Origin of the sequence: Thauera linaloolentis 47Lol = DSM 12138, from assembly GCF_000310205.1 — a bacterium.
Lineage (GTDB): Bacteria > Pseudomonadota > Gammaproteobacteria > Burkholderiales > Rhodocyclaceae > Thauera > Thauera linaloolentis.
Genome location: NZ_AMXE01000030.1, coordinates 12,763 through 38,870 on the forward strand (window position 1 = coordinate 12,763; position 26,108 = coordinate 38,870).

At 66.9% G+C, this 26,108-nt stretch carries 22 protein-coding genes and 1 riboswitch; of the genes, 7 read left to right on the forward strand and 15 right to left on the reverse strand.

The features are described from left to right. Nucleotide 1 precedes the first annotated feature (1 nt). The 5 genes from C666_RS09675 to C666_RS09690 form a co-directional block, all read right to left on the reverse strand. Nucleotides 2–1,117: a branched-chain amino acid ABC transporter substrate-binding protein gene (locus tag C666_RS09675; RefSeq protein ID WP_004337690.1), complete on the reverse strand. Its 1,116-nt coding sequence runs from the start codon at nt 1,115–1,117 to the stop codon at nt 2–4. A gap of 496 nt (nt 1,118–1,613) precedes the next feature. After that, nucleotides 1,614–2,018 carry a CRISPR-associated endonuclease Cas1 gene (locus C666_RS20790; RefSeq protein WP_306415763.1) on the reverse strand — a complete coding sequence of 135 codons (405 nt, stop codon included), beginning with the start codon at nt 2,016–2,018 and terminating at the stop codon, nt 1,614–1,616. A gap of 3 nt (nt 2,019–2,021) precedes the next feature. Further along, complete coding sequence (locus C666_RS20795) at nt 2,022–2,165, reverse strand: hypothetical protein (RefSeq protein WP_211206737.1); 144 nt, start codon at nt 2,163–2,165, stop codon at nt 2,022–2,024. A 167-nt stretch (nt 2,166–2,332) separates the two neighbouring features. Continuing rightward, on the reverse strand, nt 2,333–2,755 hold the full coding sequence (locus C666_RS09685; RefSeq protein WP_004337691.1) for a CBS domain-containing protein: 423 nt from the start codon (nt 2,753–2,755) through the stop codon (nt 2,333–2,335). A gap of 179 nt (nt 2,756–2,934) precedes the next feature. Continuing rightward, the gene (locus C666_RS09690) at nt 2,935–4,050 is read right to left on the reverse strand and encodes a branched-chain amino acid ABC transporter substrate-binding protein (protein WP_004337693.1); all 1,116 of its coding nucleotides are present in this window, start codon (nt 4,048–4,050) and stop codon (nt 2,935–2,937) included. Nucleotides 4,051–4,173: 123 nt separating this feature from the next. Here C666_RS09690 and C666_RS09695 point away from each other — a divergent pair, with 123 nt between their 5' ends. The 5 genes from C666_RS09695 (at nt 4,174) to C666_RS09715 (ending at nt 11,581) form a co-directional block, all read left to right on the forward strand. Beyond that, nucleotides 4,174–4,665, forward strand: a complete 492-nt coding sequence (locus C666_RS09695) for a hypothetical protein (protein ID WP_004337695.1) — start codon at nt 4,174–4,176, stop codon at nt 4,663–4,665. 13 nt (nt 4,666–4,678) lie between these two features. Then, entirely contained in the window at nt 4,679–5,290 is a 612-nt protein-coding gene (locus C666_RS09700; protein ID WP_004337696.1) for a hypothetical protein, read from the forward strand. Between the two features lie 52 nt (nt 5,291–5,342). Continuing rightward, nucleotides 5,343–5,419, forward strand: a riboswitch (S-adenosyl-L-homocysteine riboswitch). 75 nt (nt 5,420–5,494) lie between these two features. Next, nucleotides 5,495–9,205, forward strand: coding sequence for a methionine synthase (metH, locus tag C666_RS09705; RefSeq protein WP_004337698.1), 3,711 nt, complete (start codon nt 5,495–5,497; stop codon nt 9,203–9,205). A 93-nt stretch (nt 9,206–9,298) separates the two neighbouring features. Then, the gene (locus C666_RS09710; RefSeq protein ID WP_004337701.1) at nt 9,299–11,116 is read left to right on the forward strand and encodes an ATP-binding protein; all 1,818 of its coding nucleotides are present in this window, start codon (nt 9,299–9,301) and stop codon (nt 11,114–11,116) included. A gap of 90 nt (nt 11,117–11,206) precedes the next feature. Continuing rightward, nucleotides 11,207–11,581, forward strand: a complete 375-nt coding sequence (locus C666_RS09715; RefSeq protein WP_004337706.1) for a thioredoxin family protein — start codon at nt 11,207–11,209, stop codon at nt 11,579–11,581. 122 nt (nt 11,582–11,703) lie between these two features. On the opposite strand, the gene C666_RS21190 is transcribed toward C666_RS09715, so the two are convergent. From C666_RS21190 to C666_RS09735, 4 genes are all read right to left on the reverse strand, one after another. Continuing rightward, on the reverse strand, nt 11,704–12,090 hold the full coding sequence (locus C666_RS21190) for a CstA-like transporter-associated (seleno)protein (RefSeq protein ID WP_004337710.1): 387 nt from the start codon (nt 12,088–12,090) through the stop codon (nt 11,704–11,706). Next, nucleotides 12,083–14,140 carry a carbon starvation CstA family protein gene (locus C666_RS09725; protein ID WP_004337713.1) on the reverse strand — a complete coding sequence of 686 codons (2,058 nt, stop codon included), beginning with the start codon at nt 14,138–14,140 and terminating at the stop codon, nt 12,083–12,085. Before C666_RS09725 ends, C666_RS21190 begins: the two co-directional genes overlap by 8 nt. Nucleotides 14,141–14,325: 185 nt before the next feature. Then, nucleotides 14,326–15,963: a methyl-accepting chemotaxis protein gene (locus C666_RS09730; RefSeq protein WP_004337716.1), complete on the reverse strand. Its 1,638-nt coding sequence runs from the start codon at nt 15,961–15,963 to the stop codon at nt 14,326–14,328. Nucleotides 15,964–16,177: 214 nt separating this feature from the next. Continuing rightward, the gene (locus C666_RS09735) at nt 16,178–17,122 is read right to left on the reverse strand and encodes a ribose-phosphate diphosphokinase (protein WP_004337718.1); all 945 of its coding nucleotides are present in this window, start codon (nt 17,120–17,122) and stop codon (nt 16,178–16,180) included. A gap of 136 nt (nt 17,123–17,258) precedes the next feature. Here C666_RS09735 and C666_RS09740 point away from each other — a divergent pair, with 136 nt between their 5' ends. Continuing rightward, nucleotides 17,259–18,950 carry a C13 family peptidase gene (locus C666_RS09740; RefSeq protein WP_004337721.1) on the forward strand — a complete coding sequence of 564 codons (1,692 nt, stop codon included), beginning with the start codon at nt 17,259–17,261 and terminating at the stop codon, nt 18,948–18,950. A 137-nt stretch (nt 18,951–19,087) separates the two neighbouring features. On the opposite strand, the gene nudC is transcribed toward C666_RS09740, so the two are convergent. From nudC to C666_RS09760, 4 genes are all read right to left on the reverse strand, one after another. Beyond that, nucleotides 19,088–20,059: an NAD(+) diphosphatase gene (nudC, locus tag C666_RS09745; RefSeq protein ID WP_004337724.1), complete on the reverse strand. Its 972-nt coding sequence runs from the start codon at nt 20,057–20,059 to the stop codon at nt 19,088–19,090. 16 nt (nt 20,060–20,075) lie between these two features. Then, nucleotides 20,076–21,296, reverse strand: a complete 1,221-nt coding sequence (locus tag C666_RS09750) for an exo-beta-N-acetylmuramidase NamZ family protein (protein ID WP_004337725.1) — start codon at nt 21,294–21,296, stop codon at nt 20,076–20,078. Beyond that, nucleotides 21,296–21,913, reverse strand: coding sequence for a DOMON-like domain-containing protein (locus C666_RS09755; RefSeq protein WP_004337726.1), 618 nt, complete (start codon nt 21,911–21,913; stop codon nt 21,296–21,298). Before C666_RS09755 ends, C666_RS09750 begins: the two co-directional genes overlap by 1 nt. Nucleotides 21,914–22,027: 114 nt before the next feature. After that, nucleotides 22,028–22,873, reverse strand: coding sequence for a mechanosensitive ion channel family protein (locus C666_RS09760; RefSeq protein ID WP_004337727.1), 846 nt, complete (start codon nt 22,871–22,873; stop codon nt 22,028–22,030). Nucleotides 22,874–23,050: 177 nt separating this feature from the next. Here C666_RS09760 and C666_RS09765 point away from each other — a divergent pair, with 177 nt between their 5' ends. Next, nucleotides 23,051–24,373: a tryptophan--tRNA ligase gene (locus C666_RS09765; RefSeq protein ID WP_004337728.1), complete on the forward strand. Its 1,323-nt coding sequence runs from the start codon at nt 23,051–23,053 to the stop codon at nt 24,371–24,373. 91 nt (nt 24,374–24,464) lie between these two features. Here the strand turns inward: C666_RS09765 and C666_RS09770 are convergent, their stop codons facing one another. Together C666_RS09770 and C666_RS09775 are read right to left on the reverse strand one after the other, a co-directional pair. Next, nucleotides 24,465–25,484 (reverse strand): sulfate ABC transporter substrate-binding protein, encoded by a 1,020-nt coding sequence (locus tag C666_RS09770; protein ID WP_004337729.1) that lies wholly within the window; start codon nt 25,482–25,484, stop codon nt 24,465–24,467. A 163-nt stretch (nt 25,485–25,647) separates the two neighbouring features. Next, nucleotides 25,648–26,108: ATP-binding cassette domain-containing protein (locus tag C666_RS09775; protein WP_039919166.1), on the reverse strand; the 461-nt coding region annotated here is incomplete at its 5' end.

Genomic DNA, 26,108 nt, shown 5'->3' on the forward strand with positions numbered 1-26,108 from the left:
CTCAGAGTGCGACCCAGTTGCCGTCCTTGAACTGGTACACGGTGACCGCGCCTTCCTTCAGGTCGCCGCGTTCGTCGAAGGAAACGTTGCCGGTCACGCCGTCGAAGTTGCTGGCCTTCAGCTCCGGCAGGTACTTGGCGGGCTCGACCGAGCCGGCCTTCTCCATCGCCTTGATGATCGCCATCGCGGCGTCGTAGGCGTAGGGAGCGTAGATCTGGACCTCGCCGTTGAAGCGCTTCTTGTAGTCCTCGCGGAACTTGGCGCCGCCCGGCATCTTCTCGATCGGCAGGCCCGCCATCGAACAATAGGTGGTCGAGTTGATCGCATCGCCTGCCAGCTTGATCATCTCGGGGCTGCAGCCGCCGTCGCCGGTCATGAACTTGGCGTTGATGCCGAGCTGCTTGATCTGGCGCAGCATCGGGCCGGCCTGGGCATCCATGCCGCCAAAGAAGATCACGTCCGGATTGGCGGCGCGGATCTTGGTCAGGATGGCATTGAAGTCCGTGGCCTTGTCGGTGGTGAACTCGCGTGCCACGACCTGCGCGCCGGCCGCCTTCACCGCCTTGTCGGTCTCGTCGGCCAGGCCCTGGCCGTAGGCGGTGCGGTCGTCCACGATCGCGACCCGGGCCGCACCGAGCGTCTTCACCGCGAAGTCGCCCAGCGCGCCGCCCTGCTGCACGTCGTTGGCGATGGTGCGGAACACGCCCTTGAAGTTCTGCTGGGTCAGCTTCGGATTGGTCGAGGCCGGCGACACCTGGGGAATGCCGCCCTGGTCGTAGATGCGCGAAGCCGGAATCGAGGTGCCCGAGTTCAGGTGGCCGACCACGCCTTTCACGCCGGCATCGACCAGGCGCTGGGCCACCGTGGTGCCGGTGCGCGGGTCGGCCTGGTCGTCCTCGCCGATCAGCTCGAACTTGACCTTCTTGCCGCCGATGTCGGCGCCGCCCTGCGCGTTGACCGTCTCGACCGCCATGCGGGTGCCGTTTTCCAGATCCTTGCCGAGGTGCGAGATGGTGCCGGTCAGCGGCGCGGCGTTGCCGAGCTTGACGACCTGCTGCGCATGGGCCGCGCCCAGGCCGATGCCCATGACCGCAAGTGCAACGATGGTTTTCTTCATGCTTGATCCTCCAGCGAACTCAAGTGATGACTGATGTTGTTGTCCGACACATCCGCGAGGCCTTGTCTCCCCTCGTCGGGGCCAGGTCCTGCCTGGTCCCGCATCCTCCCGCCACCGCGGCGCATGACCGGCATGTGACAAAAGTTTGCGTATTCTGCACAAAAACGGGGCGCGAATATGCCCCGTCGTGGGTCGTCGCGCCATTTCATGGTGCTGCGGCGCAGCGGCAAATGCCAGCGCCCCGTGTGCAGAAAGCCGGATCCAAGCTTCGTCGGCCTGTTTTTGCATCGGATACGGGTGGTGCGATGCACAAGTCGTGCCAGGTGTGGATAACCCTGATCGTGCGGGGTGGTGGTTGATGAGGTGTGGGTAGGGCGCGGCGCGGGTGGGTAGAAGGGCTTGCCGATGGCACGCAACGGGGGTGTCTTGGCGTTGTTTATGCGGCATAGAGGGGCCCATGACTGTAACGGCGTTGGAGCGTAGTCTTCTGAGCTGCCTATACGGCAGTGAAGATCGCCTCCAGCAGATGGGGTAGTTGCGACGGGTTGAAGGCCGAGAATTTTCTGGCGAGTAGCGTCTGCTGGTCGCTGACGGCATCGTGCACGGGCAACACCGGCGGGCGGCGATGGGTCAGGATCAGCCAGCCGATGGCGGCGGCCAGGCGCAGCGTATCGTCGAACCAGAAGCGTACCCAGCGCTGCAGGTATTCGGTGGGGCGGTATTCGCTTCGCGGCGAAAGCCAGGCCACCTCGAAATCCACCTCGTTGGCCGAGAACAGCGGCGTGCCGCCATCGCCGCAATAACCTACCAGTACGCTGGCCTTGGCCAGTTCGCGCATCGCCGCCCGGGTGACCGAGGTGCCGGTGCCGAGCAGCAGGCAGGTGGTGTTGGCGATGGGGATGTTTCAGTACAGCGACTGCTTGCCGGCGTCGGTGACGTACCCGACGCGCCCGCCGTTGACCAATACCCGACAATGCTGGAGGTAATAAAGATTGGCGCGCTTGGAATGCAGGATGGTCTTGGGGTCGGACGGCGATATTTCATTCATTCCGGATTCAGTAGGCGATCCATGCTGTTTGCATGTCTTCATGATGTAGAGCGGCTTGGCTGAGGTGTAGCCGCGCAAAAGGTGCCGGCCAGCGGATGGCACTCATGCCGACTCGAAAAAAAGGGGCGCGATCAGCGCCCCCCGATTCCCATCTCCCTCTCCTGCATTCAGCAGATCCTCTCCCACAAGCTCTGCTGATCCTCGAACTGGTCGAGCTCCAGGCCTTTGAAGTCGCTGCGCGACACGATGCCGACCACCGTGTCGTCCACGGTTACCGGAAGGTGGCGGTAGCCACCGTCGCACATCATGTGCAGTGCGTCGATCGCCTTGAGGTCGGGGGCGATGGTGTCCGGCTTTGCCGTCATCGCCTGGGTTAGCTGCACGGTGGCCGGGTTGCCACCTCGTGCGATCGTCTGCACGGCGTCGCGGCCGGTGAAGATGCCTTTCAGACGAGCATGTACGTCGGTTACCAGCACCGCGCCCACGTTGCGTTCGCACATGCGCTGACAGGCGGTCTGCACGGTGTCGCTTGGGCGAAGCATCAAGGGGTTCTGGTCCTTGACGATGAAGGAGATGTTCCGGTTCGTCATGTCTCGCTCCCGTATTGGCGTCGTGGTGTGAGTTTGTTTTCACTCTATTCCGGAGGCCGCCCGGCAATCTTGATATTTGGCAAGCATTGGGCAGTTGCTTGCCCGTGGACCGTCTGCGTGGGTGCGTAAACGACGGCGGGGGCGTGAATCCACGCCCCCGCCGGGTGGAATGGTGCGGTTTATTGCTTGACGGGTTCCCACTTGCCGTTGGCGTAGTTGTACAGGCTGACACCGCCTTCCCTGACGTCGCCCCTGGCGTCGAAGGCGATGTGGCCGGTCACGCCCTTGAAATCGACCTTCTGCATCGCGGGCAGGTACTTGGCCGGGTCGGTCGAGTCGGCGGCCTTCATGCCTTCGACCAGTGCGCTTGCCGCATCGTAGGCGTAGGGGGCGTAGATCAGGACGTCCGCGTTGAAGCGCTGCCTGAAGCGGGACAGGAACTCGTTGCCGCCGGGCATCTGCGTCAGCGGGATGCCGGCCTGGGTGCAGAAGACCTTCTCGTTCATCGCATCGCCAGCGAGCTTGAGCATTTCGCTGGTGCAGTTGCCGTCGCCGCCGAGGAAGGTGGCGGGGATGCCGAGCTGGCGCAATTGGCGCAGCATCGGCGCGCCCTGCGAGTCCATGCCGCCGTAGAAGATGGCATCGGGCGTGCGGGCCTTGATCTTGGTGAGGATGGCGGTGAAGTCGGTGGCCTTGTCGTTGGTGAACTCGCGGCCGACGATTTCGCCGCCCAGCTTCTTGATGCTCTCTGCAAAGGCGTCGGCGAGGCCTTGCCCGTAGGCGGTGCGGTCGTCGATGACGGCGAATTTCTTCACCTTCAGCGTGTCGATCGCGTACTTCGCCATGGCTTCACCTTGCTGCAGATCGTTGGCGATGACGCGGTAGGTGGTCTTGTAGTTCTGCTGGGTCAGCTTCGGGCTGGTCGACGACGGGGTGATCACCGGCACGCCGGCCTGTTCGTATACGCGCGACGCGGGGATCGAGGCGCCCGAGGTGGTGTGGCCGATGACGCCCTTGACGCCGGCGTCGGTCAGGCGCTGCGCCGCGGTGGTGGCGGTGCGCGGATCGCCCTGGTCGTCTTCGCTGACGAGTTCGAACTTCACCGTCTGACCGCCGATGACCAGGCCCTTGGCATTGGCGTCCTCGAGTGCGAGGCGGGCGCCGTTCTCGCCGTCCTTGCCGAAGTGGGCGATCGGGCCGGTCAGCGGGCCGGCGTGGCCGATCTTGACGACGGTCTGGGCCTGGGCGGCAAAGCCGGCGCTGACGAGGGCGAGTGCAAGCAGGGTTTTCTTCATGTGCGTCTCCGAAGGTTGCAAAGAGTCACTGCGAGGGCGTTGCAAATCCCGGGGGGATGGCAGATTCTAGCCCAGTGGCCTGTCGTCGGCAGGTTGGGCAAACCCTCGGGAGGGCTTCACGACATGAAACGTTTGCTTGCCTGGCTGTGTGCAATGTTGTCGGCGATGGGCATCACGGCCTGCGATTATTTCAATCTGCGCGAACTCAAGCCGGGCGTATCTACCGCGATGGAGGTTCGCGAGCGTTTCGGCCCGCCGCAGATGGAGTGGCGCAACGACGATGGATCGGTGACCTGGGAATTCTCCCGCCAGCCCGAAGGCATCGAGTGCTTCATGATCACGATCGGTCCGGACAGTGTATTGCGCACCATCGACCAGGTGCTCAATGAACAGAGTTTCGCCCGCGTGGTCAATGGTATGAATGGCGACGAAGTGCGCCGCGTGCTGGGCAAGCCGGCGCGCAGCCAGTTCTTTCGCCTGAAGCGGGAAACCGTGTGGGAGTGGAAGATTTCCCACGGTCCCGATGGCACGAGCGATCCGGTGTTCTTCACCGTGTCCTTCAATACCGATGGCCGCGTCATCGGCACGGGCCGTTACACGCAATACCGACGTTGAATGGAGGCACGCCATGAATATCGCCACCCTGTTCCCGCCGCGTTTCCTTCGCGGAATCGGGATGCTGCTGGTGGTCGTGGGGGCGCTGCAGCTTGCGGGCTGCGCGACTTACATCCAGCCGCGTTTGTTTACCACCGAGGCCGAGACCCTGGCGGCCAAGGGCGAACCGAGCCGGCGCTGGCAGAATGACGACGGCACCACCACGCTCGAATACGCCACGCAGCCCTACGGCTACAGTTGCCTGATGGTGCAGGTCGACCAGGGTGGCGTGGTGTTGCGGCAATGGGATGCGCTCGACAGCGACAACCTGGCCCAGGTCAAGAAGGGCATGACGCGCGAGGAGGTCGAGCGCACGTTGGGTCAGCACCGTTCCGAGCAGATCTTCAAGCTGTCGGGCGAGGAAGTGTGGGACTGGAACATCCGCAACCGCGGGCCGGGCATCGCCACGCTGTTCAACGTGCATTTCATCGACGGCAAGGTGGCGCGCACCAGCCAGAGCTACGTTTATCCGCGCGAGGGCCCCATGGCTTACGGCTACTGGGGTCATGGCTACCCGTATTATCGCTATCCCTATTACCGGCATCCGTTTTTTGCGCCCCATCCCTTTTTCCCGTACTGGTGGTAGCTGCGCCCCGCCGCTATTGGCAAGCGTCGCCGCGAGCCGATACAATCCCGCTCCTGCCGAGGAGCGCTGCGACCCCGACTGAACCTGCGAGGGCCAGGCTCGGCAAACGATCAACGGCGCTCACAAGCCTTTGCCGGTTTGTGGCGCCGTTCGCATTTGTGCAAGGCGTTACCCGGTGACCGTCTCATGACCGAGGTAAGAACCATGCAAGCCGACCGCACGACCGAACTCAGCCAGCTGCTCGCCGAGCGCATCCTGATCCTGGATGGCGCGATGGGCACGATGATCCAGCAGCATGCGCTGGGCGAGGCGGACTACCGCGGCCAGCGCTTCCTCGATCACCCGAAGGACCTCAAGGGCAACAACGACCTGCTGGTGCTGACGCGTCCCGACGTGGTCGGCGGCATCCACCGCGCCTATCTCGATGCCGGCGCCGACATCATCGAGACCAACACCTTCAACGCCACCCGCGTGTCGCAGGCCGAATACGGCCTCGAATCCCTGGCCTACGAGCTCAACGTCGAAGGCGCGCGCCTGGTGCGCCGGCTGTGCGACGAATACACCGCGCGCGATCCGGGCAGGCCGCGTTTCTGCGCCGGCGTCATCGGGCCGACCTCGCGCACGCTGTCGATTTCGCCCGACGTCAACGACCCGGGCTACCGCAACATCAGCTTCGACGCGCTCGCCGACGACTACTACGATGCGGCCCGAGGCCTGGTCGACGGCGGCGCCGACATCCTGCTGATCGAGACGGTGTTCGACACGCTCAACGCCAAGGCGGCGGTATTCGCCATCGAGAAGCTGTTCGACGATCTGGGCCGGCGATGGCCGGTGATGGTCTCGGGCACGATCACCGACGCCTCGGGGCGCACGCTGTCGGGCCAGACCGCCGAGGCGTTCTGGAACTCGCTCAGCCATGCGCAGCCGATCAGCTTCGGCCTCAACTGCGCGCTCGGCGCCGACCAGTTGCGCCAGTACGTCGAGGAACTGTCCAACGTCTGCAATACCCATGTGTCGGCCCACCCCAATGCCGGCCTGCCCAATCCGCTTTCGCCGACCGGCTACGACGAGACGCCCGAGCACCTCGCCGCCGAAATCCGCCAGTGGGCGCAGGGCGGCTTGCTGAACATCGTCGGCGGCTGTTGCGGCACCACGCCCGCGCACATCGCCGAAATCGCAAGAGTGGTGGCGGATGCCGCCCCGCGCCGCGTGCCGGACGTCGAGAAGAAGCTGCGCCTGTCCGGCCTCGAGCCCTTCAACGTCGGCGGCGACAGCCTGTTCGTCAACGTCGGCGAGCGCACCAACGTCACCGGCTCCAAGGCCTTCGCCCGGATGATCCTCGAAGGCCGCTTCGACGATGCGCTGGCCGTCGCCCGCCAGCAGGTCGAGAACGGCGCCCAGGTCATCGACATCAACATGGACGAGGCGATGCTCGACTCGGTCGCCGCCATGGAGCGCTTCTGCAAGCTGATCGCTTCCGAGCCCGACATCTCGCGCGTGCCGATCATGCTCGACTCGTCGAAGTGGGCGGTGATCGAGACCGGCCTGAAGTGCATCCAGGGCAAGGGCGTGGTCAATTCGATCTCGATGAAGGAAGGCGAGGCCGAGTTCCTGCGCCAGGCGCGGCTGGCGCGCCGCTACGGCGCGGCGGTGATCGTGATGGCCTTCGACGAGGCCGGCCAGGCCGACACCTTCGCGCGCAAGACCGAGATCTGCGAACGCGCCTACCGCCTGCTGACCAGGCCGGTGGCCGAGGGTGGTGCCGGCTTCCCGCCCGAGGACATCATCTTCGACGCCAACATCTTCGCCATCGCCACCGGCATCGAAGAGCACGACAACTACGCGGTCGATTTCATCGAGGCCGTGGCCTGGATCAAGCACGAACTGCCCTGGGCCAAGACCTCGGGCGGGGTGTCGAACGTGTCCTTCAGCTTCCGCGGCAACGACCCGGTGCGCGAGGCGATCCACACCGTCTTCCTGTACCACGCCGTCAGGGCCGGTCTGTCGATGGGCATCGTCAACGCCGGCCAGCTCGGCGTGTATGACCAGCTCGATCCGGCGCTGCGCGAAAAGGTCGAGGACGTGGTGCTGAACCGCAAGCCCGCATCCGGCCAGAGTCCGGGCGAAGTACTGGTCGAGATGGCGCAGTCGGTGAAGGGGCAGGCCAAGGACACCGGCCCCGACCTCGCCTGGCGTGCCTGGCCGGTGGAAGAGCGCCTGTCGCATGCGCTGGTCAAGGGCATCACCGATTTCGTCGTTGCCGACACCGAGGAGGTGAGGGCGAAGCTGGAGGCTGAAGGCCGGCCGCCGCTGACGGTGATCGAGGGCCCGCTGATGGCGGGCATGAACGTGGTCGGCGACCTGTTCGGCGCGGGCAAGATGTTTCTGCCCCAGGTGGTGAAGTCCGCGCGCGTGATGAAGCAGGCGGTCGCCCACCTGATCCCCTACATCGAAGCGGAAAAACTGCGTACCGGCGCCACCAGCAAGGGGCGCATCGTCATCGCCACGGTCAAGGGCGACGTGCACGACATCGGCAAGAACATCGTCGGCGTGGTGCTGGGCTGCAACGGCTACGAGATCATCGACCTCGGCGTCATGGTGCCGGCGGCGAAGATCCTCGATGCGGCGAAGGAGCACGGCGCGCAGGCGATCGGCCTGTCCGGCCTCATCACCCCGTCGCTGGAGGAAATGGCCCATGTCGCCGCCGAGATGAAGCGCCAGGGGTTCGACGTGCCGCTGCTGATCGGCGGCGCTACCACCAGCCGCAACCACACCGCGATCAAGATCGCGCCGCATTACGACCAGCCGGTGGTGTACGTGCCCGACGCCTCGCGCGCGGTGGGCGTGGTCACCGCGCTGCTGTCCGAAGGCCGGAGCGAGGCCTTCAAGGCCGAGGTCGCCGCCGACTACGAGAAGATCCGTGCGCTGCACGCCAACAAGAAGGGCATGCAACTGGTGAGCCTGGAAGCCGCCCGCGCCAACGCCTTCCGCATCGCATCCGACTATCGGCCGCCGGCGCCCAACACGCGCGGCGTGCAGGCGATCGACGTCGACCTCGCGGACCTCGTCGACTACATCGATTGGGGGCCGTTCTTCCAGACCTGGGATCTCGCCGGCCGCTTCCCGGCGATTCTCGACGACGAGGTGGTCGGCGAAACCGCACGCAACGTGTTCAGCGACGGCAAGGCAATGCTGGAAAAGCTCATCGCCGGAAACTGGCTGCAGGCCAGGGCCGTGTTCGGCCTGTTCCCGGCCAATGCCGTGGATGACGACGTCGAGATCTACGCGGACGAGGACCGCCGTCAACTGGCCATGGTCTGGCACGGCCTGCGCCAGCAGCACGAGCGCCCGGCGGGCAAACCGCACTGGTGCTTGTCCGATTTCATCGCGCAGAAGGATTCCGGCGTGCCGGACTGGATCGGCGCCTTCGCCGTGACGGCCGGCCTCGGCATCGAGGCCATGCTGGCCGTGTTCGAGGCTGAGCACGACGACTACCACGCCATCATGCTCAAGAGCCTGGCCGACCGTCTGGCGGAGGCCTGCGCCGAATGGCTGCACGAGCGCGTGCGCAAGGAGTGCTGGGGCTATGCGGCCGACGAAACGCTCGACAACGAGGCCCTGATCGCCGAAGGGTATCGCGGCATCCGTCCGGCGCCGGGCTATCCCGCCTGCCCGGATCACACGGTGAAAGGGCCGTTGTTCGAATTGCTCGGCGCGCGCGAGCGCATCGGCATGGACCTGACCGAGAGCTACGCGATGACCCCGGCGGCGGCGGTGAGCGGTTTCTACTTCTCGCATCCGGAGAGCCATTACTTCGCCATTCCGAAAATCGGCCGCGACCAGCTCGAGGACTGGGCGCGCCGCAGCGGGATGGACGTGGACGAAGCCGCGCGCTGGCTGGCGCCGCTGTTGTAAGCATGCATCCGGGGCGGGCATGGGTCACGCTCCGGGGCATGCGGTCGTGCTAACCTCCGCACGTTCTGACGCGTAGCGGATGCACGTGAAGTGATGATTCCCTGCCTGACCGATCGGGTTGCACCCGCCTCCTGGCACCAGGCGGTCTGCCTGCTGTACCGAAACTCCATTCCCGCCCAGGCGGCGCTGGTGACGGTCGCGGCCATGCTCGCCGTCGGCAACATCGTTTTCGGGGCGGCGGTGGGGCCGGCCATCGCCTGGGTGGGGGCGATGTCGCTGCTCGCGTTCGTCCGGGTGCTGGCCGTGCGGCGCTTCTTCGCCCAGGTGCCTCCGGTCGAGGAGGCCAACCTCTGGTTCAGGCGCTACATGATAGGGGCCTTGCTGGCCTCGGCGGGCTGGGCTGCCGGCGCCGCGCTGTTCATGATCGGCGCTGGCTACGATGCGCGCTTCTTCACCGCAGGCCTCATTTCCGCCACCATCGCTGGCGCGGTGCCGACGCTCGCGCCGTCGCGCATGGCGCTGGCGAGCTATACCGTGTTGTCGGTGCTGCCGGTGGCCCTGATCGCCGCGTTCGACTATCAGGGCATCCCGGATCTCATCCTCATCATCCTGATCCCGGTCTTCAGCGTCACCGTCATCAACAGCTCCAACAACCTGAGCTCGATGCTGATCGAGTCGATCCAGCTCGGCCTCGAACGCAGCCGGATGATCGCCGAGCTCGAAGCGTCGCGCGACCAGGCCGAAATCGCCAACCGCACGAAGAGCCAGTTCCTGGCGAACATGAGCCACGAGATCCGCACGCCGATGAACGGCATCATCGGCCTCACCGAGCTGGCGCTGATGGACCCGCGCGATCCCGAGGTGCCCGAGCATCTGCGCATGATCCAGGCCTCCGCCGATTCGCTGCTGCGCATCCTCAACGACATCCTCGACTTCTCCAAGATCGAGGTGGGCAAGGTTGACATCGAGCGCGAGACCTTCGACCTGCACGAGACACTGCGCCTCGCCACTCAGGTCCTGGCCGCGCCGGCCAAGTCCAAGGGGCTGGACCTGAGGCTCGAACTGCCGCCCGGATTGCCGCACAAGGTCGTCGGCGACGCGCTGCGGCTCAAGCAGGTGCTCACCAACCTGATCGGCAACGCGATCAAGTTCACCCAGCAGGGCGAGGTGCGTGTCTCGGCCTTGCTGGGCGACGAGCGGGACGGGACGGTTGCAATCGGCTTTTCGGTCAGGGACACGGGCATCGGCATCGACCCCCAGGTACAGGCGATGGTCTTCGACGCCTTTGCCCAGGCCGACACCTCGACTTCGCGCCGCTTCGGTGGCACCGGGCTGGGGCTGTCGATCTCGTACCGGCTGGTCGAGCTGATGGGCGGGGTGCTGGGCGTCGACAGCATGCCGGGCGAAGGCAGCCATTTCTTCTTCACCCTGCGGCTCGAACTCGCCGCGCCGGATGTGGCGGAGGCCGTGGATCCGGCCGCGACGATGGAGGTGCCCCAGCCGATGAGGCCGGAGCGCTCGGCGGCCATTCTCGTGGTCGAGGACAACCCGATCAACCAGAAGCTCGCGGTGGCGCTGCTGGCCCGCCGCGGATATGAACTGACGGTTGCCGAAGACGGCCTGCAAGGCCTGGAAAAGGTCATCGAGGGCAATTTCGACCTTGTGCTGATGGACCTGCAGATGCCGGTGATGGACGGCCTGGAGGCGACGCGCCGCATTCGCGCGCACGAGCGCGAATGCGGCCGCCGGCGCATTCCGATCCTGGCCATGACGGCGAGCGCGCGCGAGGAGGATCGCCAGATCTGTCTGGCCGCGGGCATGGACGACTTCCTCACCAAGCCGCTCAACATCGGCCTGCTCTACGAGCGTGTCGGCAGCGCCCTGGAAACGGGGGCGGGCACGGACGCCTGAACACCGCCGATGCGCCGGCGTCGCCCGGGCTTGGGCTGTTCGCCACACTCGGGTAGCATCGGCAGCCTAGACCCAACGGAGCACGCCGACATGGCCACCCTCGAACTCACCGCCGACAACTTCAACGAAGTCCTTGAGAAGAACCCGATCGTCTTTCTCGACTTCTGGGCGGCATGGTGCGGCCCCTGCCGCAATTTCGCACCGACCTACGAGGCCGCGTCCGAAGCCAACCCGGACATCGTGTTCGGCAAGATCGACACCGAAGCCCAGCAGGAGCTGGCCGCCACCTTCCAGATCCGCTCGATTCCGACCATCGCCGTGATCCGCGAGGGCATCATGGTATTCCGCGAATCGGGCGCGCTGCCGGCCAGCGCGCTCAACCAGGTCATCGACGGCGTGCGCGGCCTCGACATGGAACAGGTGCGGGCGGAAATCGCTGCGCAGCAGCAACAGCAGCAAGCCTGAGAGAAGCCTCGCGGGGGCCTCTGAAACCCGCGCGGGCGGCGGAAAGAAAAAACGGCGGTTCCGGGTGTCTCCGGGCCGCCGTTTTCTTGCTGCCGGGCCGTGTGCCGCCGGCACGGACCCGCTCAGCAGGGGCAGCGGGTGCCCGCGCGCTCCGCGCTGGGGAAGCGCGCTTCCAGGCAGTAGCGGTAGAACTCCTCGCGCGTGAACGGCGTGGCCTCTGGATGGCGCGAGCGCATGTGGTCCAGGTAGTACTCGTAATCGTGGATGCCGATCACCAGCCTGCAGGTCTGTACCACTTTCTTCGCCACGTCCTTCAGGCCGGACAGCCAGCCCGAACCCAGGCTGTAGCGCTCGAACTCGGCTTCCGACATGGGCACGGCGTCCGCCTGGCGCGCGCGCGTCTCGGCGACGTAGCGCGCGTAGGCGTCGTCCAGCCCCGCCTCGCCCGCGGCCGGCGCCTCGGGGGCGCCGGCCGGGTTGCGCCCGGTAAGGTAGGAGAGGTCAAGCACGTGCGGGCTCTTCGCGGAACACCGGCGGCACTTCCTGCACTGTCGGTGTGGTGCTGGCGAGCGCCTTGCGGATGTTGATGATCACCGCCACCAGCATCACCACTGCCACGATCATGAAGAAGCCGCACAGTGCTGCGTTGACCTGGTTATTGAAGGCCACGCGCGACATCTGTTCGATGCTCTTGGCCGGTGCCAGCACGGTGCCCTGCGCGGCGGCTTCGTTGAAGCGGTTGGCCAGCGCGAGGAAGCCGATCTTCGGGTTGTCGCTGAAGATCTTCAACCAGCCGGCGGTCATCGAGGTGATGAACAGCCATACGGTCGGAATCACCGTCACCCACGCATAACGCTCCTTCTTCATCTTGAACAGCACCGCGGTGCCCAGCAGCAGCGCCATCGCGGCGAGCATCTGGTTGCCGATGCCGAACAGCGGCCACAGGGTGTTGATGCCGCCCAGAGGATCGACCGTGCCCTGGTAGACGAAGTAGCCCCAGCCGGATACCGCCACTGCGGTGCCGATCAGGTTGCCGGCCAGGCTGCGGGTCTGGCTCATGCCGGGGATGAAGGTGCCGGCCAGATCCTGCACCATGAAGCGGCATGCGCGCGTGCCGGCATCGACCGCGGTGAGGATGAACAGCGCTTCGAACAGGATCGCGAAGTGGTACCAGAAGGCCATCATCGCCTTGCTGTTGAAGATGTCGGTGACGATCACCGCCATGCCCACGGCGAAGGTCGGTGCGCCGCCGGCGCGCGACAGGATGCTGTGCTCACCCACGTCCTTGGCCATCTGGGCGAGGATTTCCGGCGTGATCGTGAAGCCCCAGCCGTTGATCACCTGCGCCGCCGATTCGACCGTAGTGCCGATGACCGCGGCCGGCGAGTTCATCGCGAAGTAGATGCCGGGCTCGAGAATCGTCGCGCAGATCATCGCCATGATGGCGACCAGCGACTCGCCCAGCATCGAGCCGTAGCCGATCACGCGCATGTGCGACTCGCGCTCGATCAGCTTGGGCGTGGTGCCCGACGACACCAGCGCATGGAAGCCCGAGATGGCGCCGCAGGCGATGGTGATGAACAGGAAGGGGAACAGGCTGCCGGAGAACACCGGGCCGGTGCCGTCGATGAACTGGGTCACCGCGGGCATCTTCAGGTCGGGCAGGGAGATGACGATGCCGATCGCCAGGCCGACGATCACGCCCAGCTTGAGGAAGGTGGACAGATAGTCGCGCGGCGCCAGCAGCAGCCACACTGGCAGCACCGAGGCGACGAAGCCGTACACCACCAGCGCCAGCGTCAGCTGCGGGCCGGTCATGGTGAAGAACGGGCCCCAGTACTCGTGGCGGGCGATGTCCTCGCCGAAGATGATCGCGGCCATCATCAGCACGAAGCCGATCACCGATATCTCGGCGATGCGCCCCGGGCGGATGAAGCGCATGTAGATGCCCATGAACAGCGCGATCGGAATCGTCGCGGCGATGGTGAAGGTGCCCCACGGGCTTTCCGCCAGCGCCTTGACCACCACCAGCGCCAGGGCGGACAGGATGATGATCATCACCCCCAGCGCGCCCAGCATGACGATGACGCCGGCGAAGGGGCCGAGCTCCTGCTTGGCCATCTCGCCCAGCGAGCGGCCGTCGCGGCGCGCGGAGATGAACAGCACCAGGAAGTCCTGCACCGCGCCGGCCAGCATCACGCCGACCAGGATCCAGATGGTGCCGGGCAGGAAGCCCATCTGCGCCGCCAGGATCGGCCCCACCAGCGGGCCGGCGCCGGCGATCGCGGCGAAGTGGTGGCCGAACAGCACCCACTTGTTGGTCGGCACGTAGTCCAGGCCGTCGTTGCGGCGCTCGGCCGGCGTCAGGCGCCGGTCGTCGAGCTCGAAGACCTTCTCGGCGATGAACTTGCTGTAGAAGCGATATGCGATGGCGTAGCACGACACCGCCGCCAGGATCAGCCATGCCGCATTCACGTGTTCGCCCCGGTTAAGGGCAAGCATGGCAAAGCCGGCCGCCCCCACGAGGGCGACGAGCAACCAGATCAACTTGGATTTCACGCAGTTTCTCCGAGAACTGCGGCGGATCCGGGTGTGCCGGCTGTCTCCCAGGGCGGGCAAACCACGGCATCTCAGATTCGCCGCGGGTTGAGTATTGTTATGAGCCCTCGATGCGACCGGGGCAGGCACATTCTAGGTGTTGCCGATGGCTTTGTCTCCTGTCCGGGGCGTTTTCGCCATCGGGTTCAGAGCGTGAAGCGGCTCACGTTGTCCTGCATGTGGGCCGCCATCGCGCGCAGGCTTTCGGCCGAGCGCGAGCTTGCCGTGGTGACGGTATGGATCTGCTCGGCGCTGTTGGCAATCTGCTCGACGCTGCGCGCCACGACGGTCGAGGCCTCGGTCTGCTCGCGCAATGCGAGATCGATGTCGCTGATCAGTTCGGAGACCTGGCGCGCGATGGCGAGCAGCGACTCGATGCTGCCGCCCGCTTCGCGGGCATGGTCGACGCTGCGGGAGACCGCCGATACGCCTTCGTCGATGCGCGCGACCACCTGGCCGGTGGACTGCTGGATGGTGTCGACCATGGCGGTGATCTCGCCCGTGGACTGGGACGTGCGTTCCGCGAGCTTGCGGACTTCGTCGGCCACGACCGCGAAGCCGCGGCCCTGCTCGCCTGCGCGGGCGGCCTCGATGGCGGCATTGAGCGCGAGCAGGTTGGTCTGGTCGGCGATGTCCTTGATGACGTTGACGATGGCCGAGATCTTCTTCGACTCTTCCGCCAGGTTGCCGATGCCTTCCGACGCCGTCCTGACGACGGCCGAGACCTGATCGATGGCCTGTTCCAGCTTGCGCAGCACCTCGCGGCCCTCGCGCGCCTTGGTGTCCGACTCGCGCGCCGCGGCGCTGGCCTCGTTGGTGCGGCTCGCGACTTCGCCGATCGAGACCGTGACCTCCTCGACGCTCGCGGCGATGTTCGAGGCCTCGGTGCTCTGGGCATCCACGCTCGCTTCGAGCTCGCTCACGCCCTTGCCCAGGTCCTCGGCGGATGCCGACAGGCGGGCCGATGCGTCGCGCGCCTCGCCGATGGTGGTGCGCAGCGACTCGCGCATGGCGTCGATCGCGCCAAGCAGCCTGCCGATCTCGTCGCCGCTCCTTGCCGCCGTGCCGCCCGCGGGCTGCCCGAGGTGGCCTGCGGCGATCTCGTTGGCGACGGTGACGGCATGGTGCAGGCGCGAGGTGATCCGCCGTGCCAGCAGGATGGATACCAGGGCTGCGACCAGGGTGCCCACCACCAAGGCGCCGATCGCCATCTGCTTTGCGTCGCTGGCAGCCTGGGCGCTCGCCCGGCGCTCTTCGTCCGCTTCGTCGTTGGCGTGCTGCAGCAGCGCCGCGGTGGTGGTGGCGACCTGCGTGCCGGCGGTGAACCATTCGGTCCGCTGCAACTGCACGGCTTCTTGCTCGCGGCCGTCCTTGACCAGCGCCACAGCCTTCATCACCGTGTCGCGATAGCCGCCCACCGCCTTCGCGAAGGCGTCGAGCAGGGTGTGCGCTTCGGGGTCGGCGGCAAGCCTGCGGTAGTCGTCGATGGATTGCGACAGCTTGGCGTCGAGGTCCACCAGCGACTTTTCGGTCTTGTCGCGGTCGGCGGCCGTCTCGGCGAGCATGAATTCTAGGCTGCGGATGCGGTAGCGCATCCGGCCTTCGCTCATCGCGGCGGTCTGCATCAGCGAGGGCAGGGTGTGATTGGACATTTCGCTCGAGAGTCTGTCCATGCGGTCGATCTGCACGTAGCAGATGATGATCGCTGCAATGAGGAGGCCACTGGATACGATGAAGTTGAAGATCAGCTTCATCCTCAGGCTGAGGCTGTCGAACCAGGTCATGATGTCCTCGGAGGTGGGGAGAGAGGGCGCTGTCTGCGCAGCGGTGTGCCCTGGCGTTATCGGCGTGCCGCGCTGAATACTGAAGCCCTAATTCCGCATTCCGGGCCGAACGTGGCCGGGGTCGGTCCGTCCCGGCGCGACGCATCGCTGCCCGGGCCGGCCGGCCCCGGCGCCCGGGCTTGCCGGGAGAAGGCGAAGGTTCGGGCGAAGACCCTTACTCGAACAGCGCGCCCACGCTCTGCCCGCCGTGGATGCGTTCGATCGCTGCGGCGAACAGCGGCGCGACGCTCAGCGTGGTGATCTTGGGCAGGCGCCGGTCTTCGGGCAGGGTGACGGTGTTGGTGACCACCACCGAATCGATCCGGGCCTCGCGCAGGCGCTCGATGGCGGGGCCGCACAGCACGCCGTGCGTCGCGCCCGCGTGCACGCTGCGCGCACCCGCCGCGCGCAGCGTCTCGACCGAGGACACCAGCGTGCCGCCGGTCGAGATCTCGTCCTCGAAGATCACCACGTCGCGCCCGTTCACGTCGCCCACCACCTCGCCGTGCTTGACGGCGGTATCGCTGACGCGGCGCTTGTCGATGATCGCCATCGGAATGCCCAGCCGTTCCGAGAAGCGGCCGACGCGCTTGGCGCCGCCGGCGTCGGTGGCCACGGCGACCATGTTCGACAGGTCGTGATGGCGGCGGAAGTGCTCGGCGATCGTCGGGATCGCGGTCAGGTGGTCGACGGGCACGCTGAAGAAGCCATGCACCTGATCGGCATGCAGGTCCATCGTCAGCACGCGGTCGGCGCCCGCCGTCTTCAGCATGTCGGCGATCAGCCGGCCGGTGATCGAGATGCGCGGCGCGTCCTTCTTGTCCGAGCGCGCGTAGGAGTAGTAGGGGATCACCGCCGTGATGCGCTGGGCCGACGCACTGCGCATGGCATCGAGCGTGATCATCAACTCCATGATGTGTTCGCTCACCGGCTGGGTGAAGGACTGCACGACGTACACATCGCGTTCGCGCACGTTTTCCTGGACCTGCACGCGCAGGTTGTCGTTGGAAAAGCGCGAAATGTCGAGCTGGCCGGGGCGGATGCCCAGGCGCTGACAGATTTCGCCGGCGAGTTCCTGGCTGGCGTTGCAGGCAAAGATCTGGAGGCCGTGTTTGATCACGGGATGTCTCGCTTATGTGGGTTGGCTGGAAAGTCGTATGGCGCGTTCCCTTTTACTCCGACTCGGGCCTTACGGGAAGGGGGCGCGCCGGCGTACCATGCCGTCAGAATCCTTACCCCTGCGCCAGGTTTTTCCGATGTCCTTTCCGTCCGCCGCGCTCCGCCGCTCCCTCCTGTCCCGCCTGGCGCTTGCCGTGTCGCTGTCCGCCGTCTTCCCCGCGTTCGCAGCCGATGCCGTCACCCCCGACGGTGGTGTTTATCGCGGCGACATGCGCAACGGCAAGCTGCACGGCCAGGGGCGCATCGAATGGCGCAATGGCGCCTACCACGAAGGCGGCTTCGCCGATGGCCTGTCGCACGGCGCGGGCGTGGCGGCCGGCGCGTCGGGCTGGCGCTACGAAGGCGGGTTCGATAATGGTCTGATGCATGGCAGGGGGCGCATGCGCTTCGCCGACGGTTCGGAATACGAAGGGGAGTTCCGCGCGGACGAATTCGAGGGGCGCGGCCGCTATACCCGCCCGGACGGGGAGGTCTACGAGGGCGAGTTCCGCAAGGGGCGCTTCCATGGCGAAGGGCGCCTCGAGATGGCCGACGGCCGCATCTACATGGGGCGCTTCGAGGATGACGAGCCGGCCGGCAAGATGCGGGTGATCTACGGCGAGCGCCACTACGAGGGCGGGGTGGCGGACTGGCAGCCGAACGGCCCGGGGCGGTTCACCGATGCCCAGGGCAATGTCTTTGAAGGCACTTTCGCCGCCGGCATCCTCACCGGCAAGGGTACGGCGAGCATGAAGGATGGCGCCCGCTACGAAGGGGATTTCGAAAACTGGCGTTTCCATGGGCAGGGCGTCTATCGCAGCGCGGACGGGGACGAATACCTGGGCGCCTTCGCCTGGGGGCTGTACGACGGCGAAGGCACGATGGTCTATGCCAGGCCCAGGCCGGACGGGCGCCTGCGCGACAGCGGCATCTGGCGGCGCGGCAAGCTGCACGATGCCGCGGCCGAGGCGCTGAAGCAGCGCAATGTGGAGACCGTGCTGTACAACCAGCCGGCTGTGCTGCAGCAGCACTTGCAGGCCCTGCGGACGCAGGATCCGGCGCGCATCGACCTCTACCTGCTGGCGGTGGCGGGCGACGGGCGCGAAGAAGTGTTCCGCCGCGAGGTGGAGTTCGTGCGCGGCCAGTTCGACCGCGATTTCGGTACCGCCGGCCGCTCGCTGGCCCTGGTCAACAGCCGCAGCAGTGTCGATGCCGTGCCCTTGGCGACGCAGACCAGCCTGCGCCAGGCCCTGCGTGCGCTGGCGGAGAGGATGGACGTGGAGCAGGACATCCTGTTCCTGTTTCTCACCAGCCATGGCTCCGAGTCGCACGAACTGACCTTCAAGCTCAACGGCATCGACCTGCCCGACCTGCCGGCCGCGGCGCTGGGCGAGATGTTGCGCGACAGCGGCATCCGCTGGAAGGTGGTGCTGGTGTCGGCATGCTACTCGGGCGGCTTCGTCGATGCGCTGGCGGACGAGGGCACGCTGGTGATGACCTCCGCGCGCCACGACCGCACCTCGTTCGGCTGCGCCGACGACAATGATTTCACTTATTTCGGCCGCGCCTATTTCAAGGAGTCGCTGAAGCCATCGGCTTCCTTCGTCGATGCCTTCGACCAAGCGCGTGGGCTGGTGGAGGCCTGGGAGCGGGAAGACCTGGCCGGGGTCCAGGGTGCGGGTGGCAAGGGCGATGAACTGGCGGAAGAGGAGCACTCGCGCCCGGTGATCGTCGCTCCGGCGCCGATCCGCGAGCAGTTGCGGCGCTGGAAGGCCCAGCCAGCGAAGTAGTGAGGGTGATGAACCGGAGATGCTGGCCCGCGTACGAGCGGCTTCAGCCGCGAACAGAATCTTGTTGCTGCCTCAAGCACGGCATTCGCGGCTTGAGCTCCTACGATCTCCTTTGGCGTGGGCGGCGTCTGTGCGATCTACCGCAACAAGGCCTCGCCTTCATCCACGAATGCCCGCATCAGGTGATGCGCAATCGCATACGGCAACGGCGCGGATAAGCCTTGGGCGTGCGTGCCGGCCAGCATGTGGGCGGCCTCGGCGCGGGTGAACCAGCGGGCGTCTTCCAGTTCCGTCGTGTCGACGGTGATGGCGGTGTCTTGCGCCTGCGCGAAGCAGCCGATCATCAGCGACGAGGGGAAGGGCCAAGGCTGCGAGGCGAAGTAGCGCACCGTCGAACAGGGTATGCCGGCTTCTTCGAGGATCTCGCGGCGCACTGCGTCCTCGATCGTCTCGCCCGGCTCGACGAAGCCGGCCAGCGCCGAATACATGCCGGCGGCAAAGCGCGGCTGGCGGCCGAGCAGGCAGCGTTCGCCGTCGATCGCGAGCATGATCACCACCGGATCGACGCGCGGGAAGTGCTGTGCGCCGCAGGCGCTGCAGTCACGCCGCCAGCCGCCCGCAGCCATGCGGCTGGGTGCGCCGCACTGGGCGCAGAAGCGATGGCGCCGGTGCCAGTCCAGCACCGCCTTGGCACCGCCGAGCTCGCCCAGCAGCGCATGGTCGAGCTCGCCCTGCATCGCCACCGTGCGCAGGCTGCGCAGCGCCAGATCGGTCCGATTGGCGATGGCTTCGGCCAGTCCGGTGCCGAAATCCAGCGCGAACAGCGCCGCGCCATCCGGCAGGCGCCCCATGAACACTTCGCACGCGGGCTCGTCCAGCCCCGGCTGCAGCACGGCCTGCAATGCCGCCAACTGTGGCGCCGAGAACACGGCGTCGCACTCCACACCCCGCTGCATCAGCAAGGGCTCGTCGCCACCGTGGATGACGAAACGCGTCTCCGCCGCCTGCCGGGCCCGGTGGACGTAATCCTCGTCCTGGCGCTTGTCGGACAGACGGTCCAGCGGGTTGAAGCCGAAGCCGATGGTGGCGGAACGGTCGTAGGCGTGCATGGGGGTAGCGGAGCGCTCAGCCGGGATAGAGCAGGAAGGGCCGGCGAGCCTCGATCCACGCCGCCTCGTCGGCGCGGGCCGGGCCGTCGAGGTCGGCCGGCACGGCGGCGGGATCGTCCACCCATTCGCGCAGCAGCGGCGAACCGTTGATGAGGTCGATCGCGAGGCGCTCGAACTCGTACTCGTAGCCGAAGTCGCGCCACAGCGGATAGTCCGGCCACAGCCGGCGGATGGCCTTGAACGCCAGTGCCTGCAGCCGCCACGGATGGAAAGCGGCATGGTCGTAATGGGCCGGGTCGTCGACGTGGATCTGCACGCCGCTGCACAGCGTGCCGGCGTGCTTGTGGAAGGTCGGCTCGAACCAGCATTCGCGCAGCACGCAGCCGCGCAGCCAGTCGGGCGCGAGCGCGCGCATTTCGGCGACGAGGGCTCGGGCATCGAGGCCGGGTGCGCCGAACAGCTCCAGCGGGCGCGTGGTGCCGCGGCCTTCCGACAGCGTCGTGCCTTCCAGCATCACGGTACCGGCGTAGGCGCGCGCCATCGACAGGCTGGGCGCGTTGGGGCTGGGGTTGATCCAGCTCCGTTCGCCCAGCGGCCAGCCGTGGCCGGGTGCGGCGTCGGGTTGCCAGCCTTCCATCTCGATCACGCGGCAGTCGACGTCGAGCTTCTGTGTGGCGACGAACCAGCGCGCCAGTTCGCCCATCGTCAGGCCGTGGCGCATCGGCAGCGGGCCGGCTCCGACGAAGCTTTCCCAGCCGGCGCGCAGCGTCGTGCCTTCCACCGGGCGGCCGGCGGGGTTGGGGCGGTCGAGCACCCACACCGGCTTGCCGTGCCTGGCCGCTTCTTCCAGCACGTAGCGCAGCGTGGTGATGAAGGTGTAGATGCGGCAGCCGAGGTCCTGCAGGTCGACCAGCAGCACGTCGAAGCTGTCCATCATCGCCGCCGTGGGGCGGCGCACTTCGCCGTACAGGCTGAACACCGGGATGCTGTGCAGCGGGTCGGTGTAGTCGGGCGACTCCACCATGTTGTCCTGCTTGTCGCCGCGCAGGCCGTGCTGCGGGCCGAAGGCGGCGGACAGGCGGAGGTCGGGCAGCGCGGCAAGGGCATCGAGAGAATGTTGCAGCCCGCGCGTCACCGAGGCCGGATGGGCGAGCAGGGCGACGCGCCGGCCGGCCAGCGGGCGGCGCAGCGCGGCGTCGGCGAGCAGGCGGTCGAGGCCGAGGCGGATGGTGCCCATCAGCGCTTGCCGTCCGGCTCGGCCCAGGTCTTGAGCATCAGCACGAAGCCGTCCCGGGCGTGGAAATCCGGCTGGGCGGCAGGGTGGCTCACCGCCCAGTATTCCAGTTCGCCGTCGGCGCGCTCGATCACCGCCGCCAGGCCGACCTCGAGTTCGGTGCCGGGCGGCACCGCCGGCAGTGCGGCGGCCGGCACGCGCGCTTCGAGCCAGGCTTCGCCGCCGTCCCGCTCGAAGCGGACCTGTGGCGCGGCGGTGGACACGTATCCGGCCCTGCGCTCGCGCCAGGCGCGGAAGTCGTAGACGGCCCACTGGCCGGAAGGCGAGAAGTTGAATTCGCGGTAGCCCTGCTCGCCCTTGACGCCGACGAAAACCTCGAAGCAGGTGTGTTTCCACAGTTCGTCCGCCTCGCCGGCTCCGGCCACGGCGGGCGGGATGCGCAGCGCCTCGAGGCGGCTGTCTTCGAGCCGGAACTCGAACACCGCGCCGCCTTCGGGCGGGGCGTACAGGGTTGCGAGCAGCATGCCGACCGGCGAATCGGCGGCGGGCGTGGCGGGATGGAGGCGCAGACCGATGGTGATGGTCGGTACGCGGGGGCGTTCGGGGGTGGGCAGGCTCACGATGATCGGGGCGGATGGGGTCTGAAAAAGGAGAGGCGGTGGCTTCCGGCACAGGCGCAATGGTATCCCGTATCCCGGGCGATGGCCTCGCGGCTGGGTGCTTCGGCGGCCGGGTCAGGTACTGCCGTTGCCACTGGCGGGCACATGCACCACGTGCTGGTACATGTCCATCTGCGGGTACGGAATGGTGATGCCGTTTTCGTCGAAGGCGATCTTCACTTTCTCCTTCAGCTCGCAACTTGCCGCGAAGTGGTCGGCCGTCGCCACCCAGGGCCGCACGTGCAGGTCCACGCTGTTGTCAGCCAGGTCGGCCACGCCGATGAAGGGCGCGGGCTCGGCCAGCACCCGTGCGTCGCCATGCAGAACCTGTTCGATGATCGCCTTCACCCTGCGGATGTCGTCGTCGTAGCTCACGCGCACCAGCAGGTCGATGCGGCGCGTGGGGCGGGTGGAGTAGTTGGTGATCACGCCCGAGTAGATCACGCCGTTGGGGACGATGATCTCGCGGTTGTCGGCGGTGCGGAAGGTGGAGCTGAAGATGCTGATCCGCTCGACCGAGCCCGAGGTGCCGCCGGCCTCGACGAAGTCGCCGGCCTTGAACGGGCGGAACACGATCAGCATCACGCCGGCGGCGAAGTTCTTCAGTGAATCCTGCAGCGCCAGGCCGACCGCCAGGCCAGCCGCGCCGATCAGCGCCACCAGCGAGGTGGTGTCGATGCCGAGGCGGTTGAGTGCGGCGATGACGACGATGAGCAGCAGCACGCCCTGCAGGATCGACAGGATGAAGTTCACCAGGATCGCGTCGAGCCGGGTGTGCGCGAGCATCCTGCGCGCCACCGCGACGATGCCGTGCGCGATCCAGCGGCCGACGATGAAGGTGCCGAGGGCGAGCAGCAGGTTGATGCCCCAGGGCAGGGCATAGGTTTCGATCCAGTCGAGATGGGCCAGTCTTTCGAGCATGATGAGCGCGGAGCTCCTTTTTGTTGTCCGGAGAGGCGGTTTGCGTCTGTCTCCGGGGGCGGCAGTCTTGCCGCAGGGGGCTTACCTTATCGCAGGCCTGCGGTGGGCGCATGTTACAAGCGGTGTGCGGAAGCCGTTAAACTCGCGCTCTTTGTCCCGTTTCCGCCGGAGCGATCCATGTCCGCCAGCCAGCCTTCCGTCCAGCGCGTCCTCACCGGCATCAAGCCGTCGGGCACGCCCCACCTCGGCAACTATGCCGGCGCGATTCGCCCGGCCATCGCCGCCAGCCGCCAGGCCGGTGCGGAGAGCTTCTATTTCCTGGCCGACTACCATGCGCTGATCAGCACCACCGACCCGCTGCGCGTGCAGCGCTCCACGCTGGAGATCGCCGCCACCTGGCTGGCGGCCGGGCTCGACACCGGGCGCGTGTGGTTCTATCGCCAGTCCGACATCCCCGAGATCCCCGAACTCACCTGGCTGCTGACTTGCGTTGCCGGCAAGGGCCTGCTCAACCGCGCCCACGCCTACAAGGCAGCGGTCGACAAGAACACCGCCGAGGGCGCCGACCCCGATGCCGGCGTGAACATGGGCCTGTACATGTACCCGGTGCTGATGGCGGCCGACATCCTGATGTTCAAGGCGCACACGGTGCCGGTCGGGCGCGACCAGATCCAGCACATCGAAATGGCGCGCGACATCGCCGGCAGCTTCAACCACCTGTACGGCGAGCACTTCGTGCTGCCCGAGGCGGCCATCGACGCGTCGGTGGCGACGCTGCCCGGGCTTGACGGCCGCAAGATGAGCAAGAGCTACGACAACACCATTCCGCTGTTCGCCGCGCCGGCCGAACTCAAGAAACTGATCTACTCCATCGTCACCGACTCGAAGGCGCCCGGCGAACCCAAGGACGCCGACGGCTCCGCGCTGTTCGATCTGTACCAGGCCTTTGCCGACGCGGAGGATGCGCGCGCGATGCGGACCGCGTTCGAAGAAGGCATCGCCTGGGGCGAGGCCAAGCAGGCGCTGTTCGAGAAGATCGAGGCGGCCGTGTCGCCGATGCGCGAGAAGTACCAGGCCCTGGTCGCCGATCCCGCGCAGATTGAGGCGCTGTTGCACGAAGGCGCGGCCAAGGCGCGGGCGATCGCCACGCCCTTCCTGGCCGAGCTGCGCCGCGCCGTCGGCCTGCGCAACTTGGCGGACGTCGCACGTCCGGTCGCGGTGGAAAAAGCCAAGGCCGCGCTGCCGCAGTTCAAGCAGTACCGCGAAGCCGACGGCCGCTTCCACTTCAAGCTGGTCGATGCCGAAGGGGGGCTGCTGCTGCAGGGCGAGGGCTTCGCCTCGCCGCGCGACGCCGGCGGCGTGGTGGCGGCGCTGAAGCGGGGCGTGGCCTACGAACTGAAGGAGGCCGCGCTATGGCTGAACGGCGAGCGCGTCGCGGCGCTGGCCGAAGGCGTGGGCGAGGTTGCGTTGCGCGCGGCGTTGGCAGCGTTCGGCGACTGATGTGTTGCCCCGGTCGATGCCATGCACTGGCCGGACGTGAACACAAACAAATATGAGGCAGCCGGGCTTTGGCCCGGCGCTGCCGTAGTGATCAGCGCTTCTCGACGATCTGGTCGTAGATGCCGCCGTCGGCGAAGTGCGTCTTCTGCACTGCCGGCCAGCCGCCGAGCTTCTCATCCACGGTGAAGGTGCGGATCGGCGGGAACTTGTCCGCATTCTTCGCCAGTACGGCGGCGTCGCGCGGGCGGAAGTTGTGCTTGGCGATGATCGTCTGCCCTTCCGGCGAGAACAGGAACTGCAGGTAGGCTTCGGCGGCCTTGGCGGTGCCGCGCTTCTCGGTCACCGACTTCACCACCGCCACCGGCGCCGAGGCGTCGATCGAGATCGACGGATAGACCACGTCGAACTTGTTGTCGCCGAGTTCGCGGGCGATCAGGATGGCCTCGTTCTCGAAGGTCACGAGCACGTCGCCGACGTCGCGCTGGGTGAAGGTGGTGGTGGCGCCGCGGCCGCCGCCGTCGAGCACCGGCACGTTGGCGAACAGCTTGCCGACGAACGCGCGTGCGTCGGCATCGCTGCCGCTCTTGTCCAGCGCGTAGCCCCAGGCCGCCAGGTAGGTGTAGCGGCCGTTGCCCGAGGTCTTGGGGTTGGGCACGATCACCTGCAGCCCGGCGCGGGCGAGGTCGTCCCAGTCCTTGATGTTCTTGGGGTTGCCCTTGCGCACCAGGAAGACCGAGGTGGTCGTGTAGGGCGTGGCTTCGTGCGGGAAGCGCTTGCGCCAGTCCGCTTCCACCAGGCCGCCGCGCTCGACCAGGATGTCGATGTCCGGCGACTGGTTCATCGTCACGACGTCGGCTTCGAGGCCGGCGGCGACCGACAGGGCCTGCTTGCTCGACCCCCCGTGCGACTGGTTGACGGTGACGGCTTCGCCGCCCTGGGCCTTCCACTGCGCGGAGAACGCGGGGTTGATGTCCTTGTACAGTTCGCGCGACACGTCGTACGAGACGTTCAGCAGCGTGGTGTCGGCGAGCGCGGCGGATGCCGACACGGACAGGGCGAGTGCCGCCAGGACGCGGCGCACAGTGTTGGGACGGCGGGGGGTGTTGTTCATTTGCAGCTCCTGTTTTCTGATATGCGCCAGAGTCTAAGTACAGGGTACCTGGCCAAGAAATAATAAAAACAGCATTGCTTATACAATTTCGTGCTATCGGGCTTTGAGGCCGGGCAGGCGCTCGGCGCGGGTGGCGCCGTGCCGACGAGGCGCTACCGGCTGCTCATGCCGCCCAACGCCACCGGGAGAACGGCGTCGGGCGGGCCGGCGGCGCTTCTTCCACGGGCGGGTGCTGCAGGACCCGCCGCAGCACCCTGTCTTCCAGCGTGGTGAAGCCGCTGGCGGTGCGCTCGCGCGGTCGTTCGAGCGGCACCCTCAGGTCGAGCGCCGCGTGGCCGTCCTCGATCAGCAGCACGCGGTCGGCCAGGGCGATGGCTTCGGAGACGTCGTGGGTGACGAGCAGCGCGGTGAAGCCCTGCTCGCGCCACAGGCGTTCGATCAGCGCATGCATTTCGATGCGGGTGAGGGCGTCCAGCGCGCCCAGCGGTTCGTCGAGCAGCAGCAGGCGGGGCTTGTGGACCAGCGCCCGCGCCAGGGCGACGCGCTGGCGCTGCCCGCCCGACAGGCGCGACGGCCATTCCCCGGCGCGGTCGGCGAGGCCGACGTCGGCGAGCGCGGCCAGCG

Bases quoted from the DNA above. Each gene is read 5' to 3' on its own strand.
- C666_RS09765 (WP_004337728.1), top strand. From the start codon at position 23,051: ATGTCCGCCAGCCAGCCTTCCGTCCAGCGCGTCCTCACCGGCATCAAG.
- nudC (WP_004337724.1), bottom strand. From the start codon at position 20,059: ATGCACGCCTACGACCGTTCCGCCACCATCGGCTTCGGCTTCAACCCG.
- C666_RS09690 (WP_004337693.1), bottom strand. From the start codon at position 4,050: ATGAAGAAAACCCTGCTTGCACTCGCCCTCGTCAGCGCCGGCTTTGCC.
- C666_RS09715 (WP_004337706.1), top strand. From the start codon at position 11,207: ATGGCCACCCTCGAACTCACCGCCGACAACTTCAACGAAGTCCTTGAG.
- C666_RS09685 (WP_004337691.1), bottom strand. From the start codon at position 2,755: ATGACGAACCGGAACATCTCCTTCATCGTCAAGGACCAGAACCCCTTG.
- metH (WP_004337698.1), top strand. From the start codon at position 5,495: ATGCAAGCCGACCGCACGACCGAACTCAGCCAGCTGCTCGCCGAGCGC.
- C666_RS09695 (WP_004337695.1), top strand. From the start codon at position 4,174: ATGAAACGTTTGCTTGCCTGGCTGTGTGCAATGTTGTCGGCGATGGGC.
- C666_RS09700 (WP_004337696.1), top strand. From the start codon at position 4,679: ATGAATATCGCCACCCTGTTCCCGCCGCGTTTCCTTCGCGGAATCGGG.
- C666_RS09730 (WP_004337716.1), bottom strand. From the start codon at position 15,963: ATGACCTGGTTCGACAGCCTCAGCCTGAGGATGAAGCTGATCTTCAAC.
- C666_RS09710 (WP_004337701.1), top strand. From the start codon at position 9,299: ATGATTCCCTGCCTGACCGATCGGGTTGCACCCGCCTCCTGGCACCAG.
- C666_RS09675 (WP_004337690.1), bottom strand. From the start codon at position 1,117: ATGAAGAAAACCATCGTTGCACTTGCGGTCATGGGCATCGGCCTGGGC.
- C666_RS09750 (WP_004337725.1), bottom strand. From the start codon at position 21,296: ATGGGCACCATCCGCCTCGGCCTCGACCGCCTGCTCGCCGACGCCGCG.
- C666_RS20795 (WP_211206737.1), bottom strand. From the start codon at position 2,165: ATGAATGAAATATCGCCGTCCGACCCCAAGACCATCCTGCATTCCAAG.
- C666_RS09740 (WP_004337721.1), top strand. From the start codon at position 17,259: ATGTCCTTTCCGTCCGCCGCGCTCCGCCGCTCCCTCCTGTCCCGCCTG.
- C666_RS09770 (WP_004337729.1), bottom strand. From the start codon at position 25,484: ATGAACAACACCCCCCGCCGTCCCAACACTGTGCGCCGCGTCCTGGCG.
- C666_RS09760 (WP_004337727.1), bottom strand. From the start codon at position 22,873: ATGCTCGAAAGACTGGCCCATCTCGACTGGATCGAAACCTATGCCCTG.